Source organism: Mucilaginibacter tolerans, assembly GCF_030519375.1.
In the GTDB taxonomy this organism is placed as follows: Bacteria; Bacteroidota; Bacteroidia; order Sphingobacteriales; family Sphingobacteriaceae; genus Mucilaginibacter.
In genome coordinates, this window is the sequence record NZ_JAUMKB010000003.1 from 388,163 (window position 1) to 401,887 (window position 13,725).

Annotated in this window: 12 protein-coding genes; 7 read left to right on the forward strand and 5 right to left on the reverse strand. The window is 41.8% G+C overall.

Going from position 1 to position 13,725, the window contains the following annotated elements; all coding sequences use genetic code 11:
- Positions 1-52: 52 nt before the first annotated feature.
- Both Q3A68_RS06470 and mqnB read right to left on the reverse strand, forming a co-directional pair.
- Positions 53-901, reverse strand: a complete 849-nt coding sequence (locus Q3A68_RS06470) for a menaquinone biosynthesis family protein (RefSeq protein ID WP_302900241.1) — start codon at positions 899-901, stop codon at positions 53-55.
- Positions 902-980: 79 nt separating this feature from the next.
- On the reverse strand, positions 981-1,598 hold the full coding sequence (gene mqnB, locus Q3A68_RS06475) for a futalosine hydrolase (protein WP_302900242.1): 618 nt from the start codon (positions 1,596-1,598) through the stop codon (positions 981-983).
- A gap of 82 nt (positions 1,599-1,680) precedes the next feature.
- Here mqnB and Q3A68_RS06480 point away from each other — a divergent pair, with 82 nt between their 5' ends.
- The 4 genes from Q3A68_RS06480 (at position 1,681) to Q3A68_RS06495 (ending at position 7,561) form a co-directional block, all read left to right on the forward strand.
- Positions 1,681-2,097 carry a 6-pyruvoyl trahydropterin synthase family protein gene (locus tag Q3A68_RS06480; RefSeq protein WP_302900275.1) on the forward strand — a complete coding sequence of 139 codons (417 nt, stop codon included), beginning with the start codon at positions 1,681-1,683 and terminating at the stop codon, positions 2,095-2,097.
- Positions 2,098-2,106: 9 nt separating this feature from the next.
- On the forward strand, positions 2,107-2,745 hold the full coding sequence (gene folE / locus Q3A68_RS06485) for a GTP cyclohydrolase I FolE (RefSeq protein WP_302900243.1): 639 nt from the start codon (positions 2,107-2,109) through the stop codon (positions 2,743-2,745).
- Between the two features lie 91 nt (positions 2,746-2,836).
- Positions 2,837-3,727 (forward strand): ACP S-malonyltransferase, encoded by an 891-nt coding sequence (gene fabD, locus Q3A68_RS06490; protein ID WP_302900244.1) that lies wholly within the window; start codon positions 2,837-2,839, stop codon positions 3,725-3,727.
- A 90-nt stretch (positions 3,728-3,817) separates the two neighbouring features.
- Positions 3,818-7,561, forward strand: coding sequence for an ATP-binding protein (locus Q3A68_RS06495; RefSeq protein WP_302900245.1), 3,744 nt, complete (start codon positions 3,818-3,820; stop codon positions 7,559-7,561).
- 45 nt (positions 7,562-7,606) lie between these two features.
- On the opposite strand, the gene Q3A68_RS06500 is transcribed toward Q3A68_RS06495, so the two are convergent.
- Genes Q3A68_RS06500 through Q3A68_RS06510 form a run of 3 tightly spaced genes read right to left on the reverse strand, consistent with a single transcriptional unit; the run spans position 7,607 to position 9,034 of the window.
- Positions 7,607-8,515 (reverse strand): prohibitin family protein, encoded by a 909-nt coding sequence (locus Q3A68_RS06500; protein WP_302900246.1) that lies wholly within the window; start codon positions 8,513-8,515, stop codon positions 7,607-7,609.
- Positions 8,516-8,526: 11 nt separating this feature from the next.
- Positions 8,527-8,715 (reverse strand): DUF6358 family protein, encoded by a 189-nt coding sequence (locus Q3A68_RS06505; protein ID WP_302900247.1) that lies wholly within the window; start codon positions 8,713-8,715, stop codon positions 8,527-8,529.
- 1 nt (position 8,716) lies between these two features.
- Entirely contained in the window at positions 8,717-9,034 is a 318-nt protein-coding gene (locus Q3A68_RS06510) for a rhodanese-like domain-containing protein (protein ID WP_302900248.1), read from the reverse strand.
- Between the two features lie 122 nt (positions 9,035-9,156).
- On the opposite strand from Q3A68_RS06510, the gene Q3A68_RS06515 reads away from it, so the two are divergent.
- From Q3A68_RS06515 to Q3A68_RS06525, 3 genes are all read left to right on the forward strand, one after another.
- The gene (locus tag Q3A68_RS06515; RefSeq protein WP_302900249.1) at positions 9,157-10,275 is read left to right on the forward strand and encodes a DUF4407 domain-containing protein; all 1,119 of its coding nucleotides are present in this window, start codon (positions 9,157-9,159) and stop codon (positions 10,273-10,275) included.
- Between the two features lie 134 nt (positions 10,276-10,409).
- A complete protein-coding gene (locus Q3A68_RS06520) occupies positions 10,410-12,281 on the forward strand; it encodes a M61 family metallopeptidase (protein ID WP_302900250.1) in 1,872 nt (623 codons plus the stop codon).
- An 86-nt stretch (positions 12,282-12,367) separates the two neighbouring features.
- Complete coding sequence (locus tag Q3A68_RS06525) at positions 12,368-13,669, forward strand: M20/M25/M40 family metallo-hydrolase (RefSeq protein ID WP_302900251.1); 1,302 nt, start codon at positions 12,368-12,370, stop codon at positions 13,667-13,669.
- Positions 13,670-13,725: the final 56 nt, after the last annotated feature.

Sequence of the window (13,725 nt, forward strand, 5' to 3'; positions counted from 1 at the left end):
TCTACATTGGTGCAAAAAGAAACGCAACGCATTGCGTCTCACAATAATTAGTTTATCTTAAAAATATTGCCTCTTTTATTCCAGGTATAATATTTTTCTCACGGGCGGTATCAAACAAAATCTGAATGGCTTTACGGCCTTCTTCGCCTAAATCGACAGAGTATTTGTTGACATACAGTTCGATGTGCTTGTACATTACCTCCTCACTCATTTCCTGAGCGTGCGACCGGATGAACTCCAAACCAGCTTTCGGATTGGCAAAAGCAAACTCCACCGATTTCTTTAGCACCCGGTTGATTTTATGCTGAACATCCAGCGGTAATTTACGGTTAGCCACAATACCTCCCAGAGGAATAGCACAACCAGTTTGCTTTTCCCAGTAATCGCCGAGGTCGATGATCTTTTTCAGGCCCTTATTTTGATAAGTGAACCGGTTTTCATGAATGATCAAACCAACGTCGATCTTTCCGCTCAATACCGCGTCTTCTATTTCAGAAAAGACCAATTCTTGTTTGTTGGTGGCGTTAGGGAAGGCTAGACCTAGCAAAAAATTGGCGGTAGTATATTTCCCGGGAATACCTATAATGAGTGGTGAATTGTCAATGGTGAGTTTTGATTGCAATAACTCCGGATCGCCTTTGCAAATCAGAAGCGGTCCTACTCCAAAACCTAGAGCGCTTCCTGCATCCAGTAATACATATTTGTCGACCACATAGGCAAAGGCATGATAGCTCAGCTTGGTAATGTCCAGCTCACCGCGAAATGCTTTTTGATTCAGGGTTTCTACATCATCATAAAACACTTCAAATTCCAAACCTTCCGTATCAATCTTATGATGAATAAGGGGATCAAAAATAAAGGTATCGTTGGGGCAAGGAGAAAAGCCGAGAGATAGTTTCATTTGTCAGTTGTAATTGTTATAAAGGTTGTAGTGGTTGTAAATGTTATAAGAGTATAAACTACTACAACTCTTAGACCCTCTACAACGCTTTCAACAACTCTACCGCAAAACTATTCAGATTTTTAATAGCAAGCCCTATCTGCCAGGCATCGCGGTTGCGTTTTTCTACATAATTTGACACTGCCCTGATTTGCAAACAAGGAAAACCTGCCTGTTTGCAGGCGTAAAAAAAGGCAGCGCCTTCCATGCTCTCCAATTGAGGATGGATACGGCTAGTTAGTCTTTGAATGCTGGTTTCATGACCGTGAACCATGTTTACCGTAATGGCCGATACTTGCCTTATTTGCTGATCGGTATAAGATGATAGGCGGGTATCGGTTTTAAAAACACTCTCTCCAAAGCCTAAGGTTTCGATTGGCAAAAAAGCTTCATCGTCTTCTGCACCTAGTTCTGATAGTTGATCCTCAACTACCTCTACCACTTCACCAAGAGCAATGTTCCTGTCTATACTACCTGCGATGCCCAGATTGATCGCTAAGTCATATTGATGATTTGCCAGATGCCTTCCTAAAGCGAATGCAGTAGCAACCATCCCCACCCCGGTAATGAGGAAATCTACTTCAGACTTCTCTCTTCCGACTTCCGGCTTCAAACGTCCCACCTCAAATTCAGTAGCAGCAACAACCAGTATCCGCATAAATAAATGGCTTTATTTTGACAACTAAGATAGAACAAAGCCCTTGTTTTTGTTTTGTATATTTGCACCAATTATTACTATGATGATATACATGACACGGAAGGAGCATTTTAATGCTGCACACAGAATGTACCGTGAGGAATGGAGCGAGGAGAAAAATGCAGAAGTGTTTGGCAAATGCGCCAATCCCCATTGGCATGGTCACAACTATAATTTGTTTGTAACGGTTAAAGGGGATGTTACGCACGAGACCGGCTACCTGATCGATCTGAAATTACTGAAAACGATCATCAACGACTATGTGATCGAAAAACTGGACCATAAGAATATCAACCTGGATGTTCCGTTCATGGCCGGTAAAATGGCATCAACCGAGCTGCTTTGCATCGAGATATTCAACCAGTTAAAAGCGCCGATAGAACAGCACAAGGGCGTATTCCTGCATTCGGTAAAACTATACGAAACCGAAAATAATTCCGCCGAGTACTTTGGCGATTAAACCTGACAAATGAGCAAAAAGAATCTTATCCAGGACGATGACGATAATATAGAGGGTTATGTAAAGATCGACAGGTACAATCCTGAATTGATCGACAGCCTGAGCACACATTATCACAGCGTTTTAAAGCAGATCGGCGAAGATCCAGCACGCGAAGGATTACTAAAAACCCCGGAAAGGGTGGCGAAAGCCATGCTTTACCTTACCCAGGGCTATGATCTGGATGCCAAATCGATCCTTAAATCGGCCATGTTCAAAGAGGAATACAGTCAGATGGTGGTGGTAAAAGACATTGAAGTATATTCAATGTGTGAACACCATATGCTGCCTTTTTTTGGCAAGGCCCATGTAGCTTATATACCAAACGGGCACGTGGTTGGTCTGAGCAAAATACCGCGCATAGTAGATGTGTTCGCACGCCGTTTACAGGTTCAGGAGCGTTTGACTAACGAGATAAGAGACTGTATTCAGGATACTCTGCACCCCCTGGGCGTAGGTATTGTAATTGAATGCCGACATTTATGCATGAGCATGCGCGGCGTACAAAAACAAAATTCGGTTACTACAACTTCTGCATTTACAGGCGAATTTTTGAAAGAAAAAACCCGCGCAGAGTTTTTAAATTTGATAGCAGCTAAATTAGGTTGAAGGGGTTGATCAGGTTGGATTAAGTTGAATAAGTTATTTATCAACTCAATCAACTACTTAACTCAATCAACACAATCAACCAATAAACCACATGAAAGCATATATTTTCCCGGGCCAGGGTGCCCAGTTTGTAGGTATGGGTAAAGACCTTTATGAAAGATCAGAAGAAGCCCGCCAATTATTCGAAAAAGCTAATGACATTTTAGGCTTCCGAATTACCGATATAATGTTTAGTGGTACCGATGAGGACCTTAAACAAACCAAAGTGACACAACCCGCCATCTTTTTGCATTCTGTAATCCTGGCCAAAGTATTGGGTGATGATTTCAAACCTGATATGGCTGCAGGACACTCGTTAGGTGAGTTTTCAGCATTGGTATCAGCCGGTGCATTATCCTTTGAAGACGGATTGCGTTTAGTAGCAGCGCGTGCCAATGCCATGCAAAAGGCCTGCGAGATACAACCATCAACTATGGCGGCTATTTTAGGATTGGATGATTTTACCGTTGAAGATATTTGTCATGAATTGACAGACGTAGTGGTACCGGCTAACTACAACTGTCCGGGCCAGTTGGTTATTTCGGGGACCATCGCCGGTGTTGAAGCTGCTTGCGAGAAGATGACTGCGGCAGGCGCTAAACGTGCACTTAAATTGAATGTTGGCGGGGCGTTCCACTCTCCATTAATGGAGGCGGCACGTGTTGAACTGGAACACGCCATTGTGCATACCGTGATCAAAGAGCCTGTTTGTCCTATCTATCAGAACATTGATGCTAAACCATATACCGATCCTGCAAAGATCAAGCACAACCTCATTGCTCAGTTAACCGGGCCTGTCCGCTGGACACAAACCGTAATGCATATGCTGGAAGACGGAGCAACATCATTTACCGAAGTGGGGCCGGGTAATGTTCTGCAGGGCCTTGTTAAAAAAGTCGACAGAGCTATACCAACCAGCAGTGCCGCGTTACCACAGGAATAAACTAAAAAATTAAATGTTAAAAGCCATCCCAAACAGGATGGCTTTCTTTTTTGTATTGTATCTTTACGTTACCTTGTTATCATTTTCATCTTGACAACATCTGCAAAAATTCGATTGTTGCTGGCCTTGCTGTTTGCCAGCTTGTTGCTCACGGCAGTTATTGTCCAAAAAACCTACACCCCAAGAAATAATCTTTATCAAACAGGCCAAACGCTTGAGGATAATCTCCAAAACAAAGAAGCCACAGTAAAAAAATTTCTCGACGACAAGGAAAACTTCAACAAGCTAAAAACATTAGGAAGTGACGAGCAGGAAGCCTTAAAGACCATAAAACAGTTTACCACTGATGAAAATATATGGGTGCTCACCTATAAAGATAATCGCCTTGTGTTTTGGAGCGGGGTTAAAGTTATACCTCTGCGTCCTGGTACTATCCGCGATGGATATTCATTCGTCCAGGAACCGAATGGCTATTATAATGTTATCAGAAAGAGTGAAGGTAGATTTTCAGCGATGTTTTTTATACCTGTGAAAATCAATTACCATGTTCAAAATCAGTATCTGCATAACATTTTTGCTAAAAACTTATTAAAAGACAATAACATTGAATTAGCCGATTTTACCGAAAAAAATGTTTTTGAGGTGCATGCACTGGATGGTACCCTGCTATTTTCAGTCAAGGTAAAAGATAATGAGGTTGGCCATAAGTTCTTTTACTTTGAAGTAGTGTTATGGATATTATGCGCCTTTGTTCTATTCCTGCTTGTCCACAGCGTCTGCAATTATATTGCACTTAAAGGCTATGTTTACTTATCATTTCTGATTTTAGCTTCCTTTATTGTCCTGTTACGGATTATTAACCTGCATTATGGTTGGCCGGGGTTTTCACATCAACCGGAAATTTTCCAATCCCAATACTACAGTAATGGACCCTTATTCCCCTCACTGGGCGATTTCTGCATCAATATCCTGTATTGCACGTGGTTTGCCACATTTGTTTTTCGCCACAAGGATAAAATTCTCATCAATGCTTACAACAAATTTATTGGCTACATTATAGTTATTGCATTTGTATTGATACTGGATGTTAGTTCGACCGCGCTTTTACGTTTGTTTTATGGTCTTGTAAGGTACTCGGATATCAATTTTGATGTTAACAATGTACTCAACCTATCCGGATTTAGCGTACTTGGCGTAATAATGCTATGTTTCAGCTTTTTAATATTTTATCTGCTAACCGAAGTTACGCTGACAATTTGCAGTAGGTTGGTTGTACCTGCCTCTCACCAGGTGGCTATATTGTTATTAAGTATGATCATCGCCACTATAATAGTCGGTTACCAGGATCATGAATTTAGTAGTTTTTACATATTTTGGGCAGTGTGGGTGATTTTACGCGGATATGCTTACAAGTACAACCAGGGTAAAATAACTTCATATTCACTCGTTATCATCATTTTGCTCTGTGCTGTATTATCTGCTATTAAACTCAATCATTTTCAAGCAATAAAAGAGAAAGAAACCCGTAAAGACCTGGTTAAACAATTAGAGGCTCCTAATGATCTTGTGGCTAATAATATGTTCAGGGATATTGATAAGCGGATAGTTACTGATCCTGTAATACTGCGATATTTTTCAGATACCACCCACAATACACTTACAGCATTGGCCGATCATATACAACGGAAATATTTTGACGGTTATCTTGGAAAATACGAGTTCAAACTACACGAATACAATAGTAAGGGAGAGGCGTTGGGTGATAAAGCTTATGAATTAGACATCTTTAAAGATATGATCAAGTTTGATTCCTTCTTTAAGGAATCGGATCACTTTTATCGCGATATAGGCACATTAGGTGTATTGAAATACCTTGCCTTGATACCCATATTTAAGGGCGAGGTAAATGTGGGTACAATTGTCGTTGAGCTGGAGTCCAAATTTCTACATGGTGAAAATTCATTTCCTGCATTGCTTATTGAAGGAACTTATAAATCAAACGATCTTTTTAAAGGTTATTCCTATGCATTTTATCAGGACAACAAGTTGCTCAGTCAAAATGGGCATTATGTTTATAGTCTTATTAATCATGATCTGAAAGGTAATTTAAAGGAATATGTGTTTACCAATACCAGTAGTTCTGAATCGGAAAGATTTGGGATATTAAAAGGATATAGCCACCTTATTTATGAGCCATCAAAACGAAACCTAATCGTTATCAGTAAGGAAAATGATATTCTTATCAATACGATAACATCTATCACTTTCTTCTTTATTGTCTTCCTGTTTTTTGCTGTTACCTGTATCTCGGTAAGATGGTTGTGGGCCCGTATCCGTATTATGTACATCAAGGATAACTACCTGCATTGGGTGCTCCAGCTAAACTTTGACAAGATATTATATAAAACCCGCATACAATTATCCATCGTTTTTGCGGTGGTGATAACGCTTATTATGGTTGGCATAATAACCTACTTATCTATTGTTGACCAGTATAATGCACAACAGGAAGAAACCATAAGTGAGAAAGTATCGCATATTGCAAAAGCATTTGAAAGTAGTAGTCTTATTTATGAAGCTTTCAATACTAATTCGGTCGAAGGTTTTCAGCTCAAGTTCAATGAATTTGCCAGAACCTATTCGGTCGACCTGACTTTGTTCAATACAGGCGGCAATGAACTCGTTTCAACGCAGCCTAAATTATATGATTATGGCTTACTTGCCCCCCGGATAAACGCCAAAGCGTTCATTTACCTTAACAAACTCCAGAAATCAGAATATCTACATAACGAGATCATTGGTGAATTGAATTATAAAGCGGCTTATGTTCCTGTTAAAGATTCCAAGCGCACATTGGGCTATTTGCAGCTGCCTTATTTCTCGAATGAAGCCGACTATAAACAACGTGCGGGCTCATTGCTGAATGCGATGATCAATGTTTATGCGTTAATTTTTATTGCAATAGGCTTGTTAGCAGTATTTATAGCCAGACAGATCACCAATCCATTAAATATTATTCAAATGAGCCTGAGTAAAACTATTTATGGGCAAAAGAACGAACCCATAAAATGGCAGCGCAATGATGAAATTGGGGCGCTAATTACTGAATATAATAATATGATTGCCGCATTGGAACAAAGCGCGCAAAAGCTCGCCCAGTCTGAGAGGGAAAGCGCATGGCGCGAAATGGCTAAGCAGGTGGCGCATGAAATTAAAAACCCGCTTACGCCGTTAAAACTGGGCTTGCAACTTTTGGAAAAATCGTGGAGGGATAAAGACCCCAAATTCGATCAGAAATTCGAGCGTTTCAGCAAATCATTTGTTGAGCAGATAGAAAGTTTATCATCTATCGCATCTGAGTTCTCGGCGTTTGCTAAAATGCCTGATACGCGGATCGTACGCATGGACATTTTTGAAGCATTGACACAGGCAGTCACCATTTTTAAACAAATGGATAATATCAGGATAGTATTTAATCCTCCGGACAGTCAGTTTTTTATCAATGCAGACCGGGATCAGTTGCTCAGATGTTTTAATAACCTGTTAAAGAATGCGATAGAGGCCATGCCGCCCGACAGGCAGGGCCTGATTGAAATAAACTATCTGATAACCAGTAAAAATATTTTGCTTAGTGTAAAGGATAATGGTAACGGCATACCTGATAATCTTCGCGAAAAAATATTCGAACCAAACTTCACCACCAAAAGCTCCGGCACCGGACTTGGCCTGGCATTCGTGAAAAACTCCATTGAAAATGCAGGCGGTAAAGTATGGTTCGAAACCACAATTGGTGCCGGTACTATTTTCTACTTTAGCTTACCGGAAGCATCCTGAAGCTAAAAAAGCCAATCAGACCAATTAAAAATTAACGAAAATATTCTATTTATCACTTAGCAGTATAGGATTCCCCTTCCCTGTTCCACCAATAATGATCACCTTGGCATTAGGCGACAAAGCAATCTCTTTCTGAGCTTTGATGCTCTCATATATCAACTGCTTGTCGGACAAGCCAGTAGACAGTATTTTTTGATAATCCGCTATACCCTGGGCTTCCACTCGTTTACGGTCAGCTTCCTGACGCTCCTTTTGTAGCACAAACTGCATCTTTTGTGCATCCTGTTCAGCGTTGATTTTTGACTCGATACTCGCCTTTACCGATGCCGGTAAAGAAATGTTACGGATAAGCACTTGCTGAACTTCCAGCCCATTTTTGGCAAAATTCTGAGTGATCGTTTGATTGATCTTATTCTGGAATTCCTGGCGCTTTACTGAATAAAGATCAACGGCCTGGTAACTAACTGCATTATCACGTATAGCTGTGCGCGTAACCGGCCGCACGATCTTGTCTTCATACTTTTCTCCGATATTTTGCAGAATAAAAGGAGCCTTATCAGGACTTACCTTATATAGTACAGAAAGGTCAATGGTAACCTCCAACCCATCTGAAGACAGTACGCGTATGGCGTCATCACCCTGTACCTGACCTTCACCGCTTCTCGCGCTCATGGTATAATTTTGGGTCTGAATATCAAAGGTATGCACCTCAACCAGTGGGTTAATGATATGCAGGCCGCTTTCAAGGACATTATCCTGTACTTTGCCAAAGAGTGTTTGTACGCCAACACTACCAGCCTCTATCTGCTTAAACATAGATAGCGCCAGTCCTAAAGCAATAATTACAATCCCAACAGTGTTTACGATACCACCAAAACGGCTGCCTGGTTCCGGCGAGCGTTTGAGCACGATGCCCACGATGAGCACAATGATCCCTAAGATTGCAATAAACATAGGTTTTTAATTTAAGGTTTGTTTTGCATGTTGCGCACCTCCTTCAGGAGGCGTATTTTTAAAATAACGAACACAGCGCCAATAAACAATGCGCTCAGGATATACTCATACCGGCCTTTTTCGATACCGGTCCATATCATGATGATGCAGAAAACAAGGGCAAGATTATAAATAACGTTAAGCGCTAATTTTTTGCCCATATCAATAAACTTCTATAGTTGGGTCAATTTCCTGCTGCCAGGCTAAAATGCCGCCCTGCAGGTTGTATAAATTGGTGAATCCAAAATTTTGCTCCAGTTGGGTAATGGCTGCAGCGCTGCGTTTGCCGCTGCGGCACTGCATTATTACAGGTTTGTCTTTGGCAATCCGTTCAGCTTCTATTAATATTCCCCCAAGCGGAATCAACAAGCCGCCCAGGTTCGACATTTCATACTCAAAATCCTCGCGAACGTCAATTAATTGAAAATCTTCGCCCTTGTCCATCATCTCCTTCAGTTCTTCAACAGTTATTTCTTTCATGGTGTTAAAAATAATTTAAATCAAATGTAGCCTTTTTCTGTATAATTAATTAGTCACATATTTTGTAACAATCACTAAGTAACAGCGTTTTATATATGTTTGCATAAAATTTACATCGACGGATGAAGAAGATAACCCGGTTTTTTTGGTTCTGTTCCGGAGCCCATGTTGGTACGCTGAAGAAATATCCCATCGAACATAATAAATACGTAGGTATTGGCGCCACTATATTTTTCACAGCATTATTTGCCTCTTTATCAGGAGGTTATGCCATGTATTTTGTTTTTAACGGCAGCCCTTTTGCAGTGGGATTTGCTATTTTATTCGGCATGTTGTGGGGCTTGGCCATCTTCAATATGGACCGTTACATTGTCTCCAGTATCAACAAAGAAGGTACCACCCGCCAGCAGATTGCGCAGGCATCGCCACGTATTTTACTGGCCATTATGATCGGCGTGGTAATATCCCGTCCACTTGAATTGAAAATTTTTGACAAAGAGATTAGACAAAAATTAAAGACGGCCTATCTTAAAGGTCAGAACCGGAAGATCGATACGCTGCAAAAAGCATATAACGAAAAATATGCTATGGAACTAACCAAGAACGGCGATCTGAAAAAAGAAAAAGATTCACTGGAGCGCGATATCAACCGCTCCCGTTATCAGTTAAACCAGGAAGTTTTTGGCGATAAAACCAATCAAACATCTGGAATACAGGGATATGGCACTTACGCTAAACAGAAGCAGACTGTTCTGCAAGAGAAAGAAGCAAGGCTAAAGACTGTTACCGATAATTTGGGGCAAATGGATAATTACCTGAGCCAGCGGAAAGATTTTGAAGGATTGAACGGCACGCGCATGTTTAATCCGCACGAACTGGATAGTTTAGCTAATGTTGCCGGTTTCTCTGACCGTAACTGGGCTTTGGGACAATTAACTTATAATGATAATGGTACCCGCGACCTGGATACTTATCTCGCTATTTCGTTCATCGGATACTTGTTTATCCTGTTCGAGTGTTTGCCGGTGTTTGTAAAATTAATGTCGCCGAAGGGACCTTACGATGTAGCTCAGGCCAAGGTAACTGAATCGGATATTTATTATGCCGAAAAGGATAAGGAGCGCGAAATAGCTGCTACCGACCGCCTGTTCGATCATAATCTTGACGTGGATGTTGACCGGAAAAAACGCATCATCACCGCGCAATCGGAATATGATTTTGAACGCCATACATATGATTGATGTTAGTTAAATTGTTGAGTTAGATTAAGTTGATTGGGTTAAATCGATCAACTGCTCACTTAATCAACTCAATCCAACTTAATCAACTAATTGTGACGATTTAATAGTAATTTCAGCGCTGTTAACTCGAACACATGAAGAAGTTTTATTTACTGGCAACAGCCTTTCTATGGGCTACCACAACCTTTGCCCAGGACGATACCAAGCAAAAACCCATTTTTTATTCTGTTTCGTTTCCCAATGCGGTCCACCACGAGGCTGAAATTGTATTGACTATTCCCGATGCTCCATCAGGGGCTATACGGGTACGTATGAGCCGCTCGTCGGCCGGAAGATATGCCACGCACGAGTTTGGAAAAAATATTTACAACATTAAAGCTTCCGATGCTGGTGGCGGCGACCTTGAAATAAGACAATTAGAAGGCGATCTGTACGAGATACCCACACATGGCGACGCCGTTAAAATAAGCTATACACTTTTTGCTAATTGGACGGACGGCACCTATGCCAGCGTCGACCCAAGCCACGCCCACCTGAACATGCCTGCTGCTTTTATGTGGGTGGTAGGCCAGGACAGGCGCGCTATCAGATTCCAGTTTAACGATCTCGACAAATATGGCTGGAGAGTAGCCACCCAATTAAAGAATGAAGGCGCCGGCGTATACAGCGCACCTAACATGCAGTATATGATGGATAGCCCTACTGAGCTATCGGCTTACAAAGTGAGCAGTTGGGAAGTAGATAACAATGGCAAAACAGAAAAGATCAACCTGGCTATTCACTCAGATGATGACCAATCAGTGATCGATTCTTTTGCCAAGCAGATCGGTCGTATGGTTCTGGAGGAAAAAGCAGTTTTTGGTGAACTGCCAGTTTATGATTATGGTGAATATACCTTCCTTGATGATGTTTACCCAACAAACTCAGGCGATGGCATGGAACACCGCAATTCTACCTGTATTGTGCATCCCGCTGCAAAAGTTAGTGGCAATGAACTGCGATTAATCAGTACTTACTCGCACGAGTATTTCCATAGCTGGAATGTAAAGCGCATCCGTCCGAAATCACTGGAGCCATTCAATTTTGAGCATGCCGACATGAGCAGTGAGCTTTGGTTTGCCGAAGGCTTTACACAATACTATGGTGAAATGCTCCTGGTACGTGCCGGTTTCCATAATGTGGATGACTATGGTTATACAATTGCAGGCTTAGTAAACCAGATTTTAAATACGCCAGGTGCAGCTAAGTACCCTGCAACGCATATGAGCCGTTATTCGGTATTTGCCGATGCCGGCGTATCCATCGACCCAAATAACCAGGCTAATATGTTTACCAGCTACTATACCTACGGTGGCGCAATAGCTTTAGCGCTCGACCTGCGTTTGAGATCAGAATTTAACCTGACACTTGACGATTATATGCGCACCGTTTGGCTTGACCGAGGAAAAGTAATGAAGCCTTACACGGTCCCGGATCTGCAAAGCGATCTGGCCAAAGTGACCAAAAACCCCAAATTCGCAGCTGATTTCTTCAACAAATACATCAATGGAATTGAAAAGAATGATTATGCCACATTATTAGCCAAAGCAGGATTGCTGTTGCGCAAAGCAGCACCAGGCAAAGGCTGGGCAGGACCGTTGAGCTATAACCGCAACCGTGGCCGTTCGGGTGAAGCACGCACTACGGATGAATCAGGGCTGCCGGTTCAGGTAAGTATTATCGGTGCGCCGGTATATAAAGCCGGTCTTGATGTAGGCGACATTATTCTGAAAGCTGACGGAAAAGAAGTAAAAGATGCACCATCATTTACTGATATTGTTTCTGCAAAAAAACCTGGTGATAAGGTAACGATAAACTACAAAAACCGCACAGGCGAGCATGAAACTACCATTACACTGGAAGAAAGCCCATACTTTGAAGTGGTAACTTATGAGAAGGCCGGCAAGGAGTTAACCAAAGAACAGACCGATTTCCGTAACAACTGGCTATCAACCAAAGTCAAATAAACACGAAAACCGTCTTGAGCCATTACTTACAATAAAATATGACGGCTCATGATAGCTTTCATCACTGTTAAGAAACAATTAATTCGATGAAAAAACTTTTAACCTTAGTCGCTTTAACAGCGATCACATTGGGCAGCTTTGCACAGGATGTCAATAAAATGATCAAACAGGATGATGTGGAGCGCATCATCAAAACACTTTCTGCGGACGATATGCAAGGCAGGGCCACCTTTACCCCCGGCATAGAAAAAGCTGCTCAATTTATTGAAAGCGAGTACAAAAAGATCGGTTTGCAGCCGATGGAGGGTAATGCCGGCTATCGTCAGAATTTTACGATGGTAAAGAAAACCCCGACCAAGGCTGAAATTAGCATAAACGGCACGCCTGTTCCGCTTGAAAATATTGCGATACAGGGGAGTGAATCGTTCAGTTGGAATAAACTGGAAGATGCTGAAATTGTGAAGGTAACGCCCGATAAAGATTTGAGAAAGGTATATATGTCGGTCTTGCAAAGCGGTAAAAACACGCTGGTGTTGATTGATCCCAAGTTCAGTGATCTGTTTAAACGCGTTCGGGGCCGCGCCGCCGGGGGAAGCGTTTCTTTTAAGGACAATCAAACCAAGAAACCTGCCCTGGCATTTGTTCTTGGCACGTTTGATGATGTAAAATCTCTTACCGTTAACTACGAAGTAAGCAGCATGGAACTGCCTTTGTTTAACATTGCAGGTATTATTCCTGGTAAAACCAAGCCAAATGAATATGTGGTGTTTTCAGGTCACTATGATCACCTGGGTATAGTTACACCAGTCAAAGGCGATAGCATAGCCAATGGTGCAGATGACGATGCCTCCGGCACAACTGCCGTAATCAGCCTGGCCAGGTATTACAAAAAATTGAATAATAATGCGCGCACACTGGTATTCGTTGCCTTTACTGCAGAGGAGATCGGCGAATTCGGTTCGCAGTATTTTGCCAAAACCGTCGACCCGGATAAAGTAGTGGCGATGTTCAATATTGAAATGATCGGTAAAGCATCCAAATTCGGACAGAATGCAGCCTTTATAACAGGTTTTGAACGTTCTGACTTCGGCAAGATATTGCAAAAAAACTTAGAAGGTACAGCCTTTAAGTTTTATCCCGACCCTTACCCTGACCAAGATCTGTTTTACCGGAGCGATAATGCCTCGCTTGCCGAAGTGGGTGTTCCGGCGCACACGATCTCAACCGACCAGATCGATATCGATAAACTATACCATACCGTAGGTGATGAATTCAGCACATTGGATGTGGGCAATATCACCTCAACTATAAGAGCTATTGCCTTAAGCTCACGTACAATAGTTGCAGGAACTGATACACCTACGAGAGTGCCTAAACTGAAAAGGTAAGATTAGTGGCAGAAGCAGTAACATGACTGCAAAGCTGCTACTGCGACTTTAACTTT

Bases quoted from the DNA above. Each gene is read 5' to 3' on its own strand.
- Q3A68_RS06470 (WP_302900241.1), bottom strand. From the start codon at position 901: ATGAAACTATCTCTCGGCTTTTCTCCTTGCCCCAACGATACCTTTATT.
- mqnB (WP_302900242.1), bottom strand. From the start codon at position 1,598: ATGCGGATACTGGTTGTTGCTGCTACTGAATTTGAGGTGGGACGTTTG.
- Q3A68_RS06480 (WP_302900275.1), top strand. From the start codon at position 1,681: ATGATATACATGACACGGAAGGAGCATTTTAATGCTGCACACAGAATG.
- folE (WP_302900243.1), top strand. From the start codon at position 2,107: ATGAGCAAAAAGAATCTTATCCAGGACGATGACGATAATATAGAGGGT.
- fabD (WP_302900244.1), top strand. From the start codon at position 2,837: ATGAAAGCATATATTTTCCCGGGCCAGGGTGCCCAGTTTGTAGGTATG.
- Q3A68_RS06500 (WP_302900246.1), bottom strand. From the start codon at position 8,515: ATGTTTATTGCAATCTTAGGGATCATTGTGCTCATCGTGGGCATCGTG.
- Q3A68_RS06505 (WP_302900247.1), bottom strand. From the start codon at position 8,715: ATGGGCAAAAAATTAGCGCTTAACGTTATTTATAATCTTGCCCTTGTT.
- Q3A68_RS06510 (WP_302900248.1), bottom strand. From the start codon at position 9,034: ATGAAAGAAATAACTGTTGAAGAACTGAAGGAGATGATGGACAAGGGC.
- Q3A68_RS06515 (WP_302900249.1), top strand. From the start codon at position 9,157: ATGAAGAAGATAACCCGGTTTTTTTGGTTCTGTTCCGGAGCCCATGTT.
- Q3A68_RS06520 (WP_302900250.1), top strand. From the start codon at position 10,410: ATGAAGAAGTTTTATTTACTGGCAACAGCCTTTCTATGGGCTACCACA.
- Q3A68_RS06525 (WP_302900251.1), top strand. From the start codon at position 12,368: ATGAAAAAACTTTTAACCTTAGTCGCTTTAACAGCGATCACATTGGGC.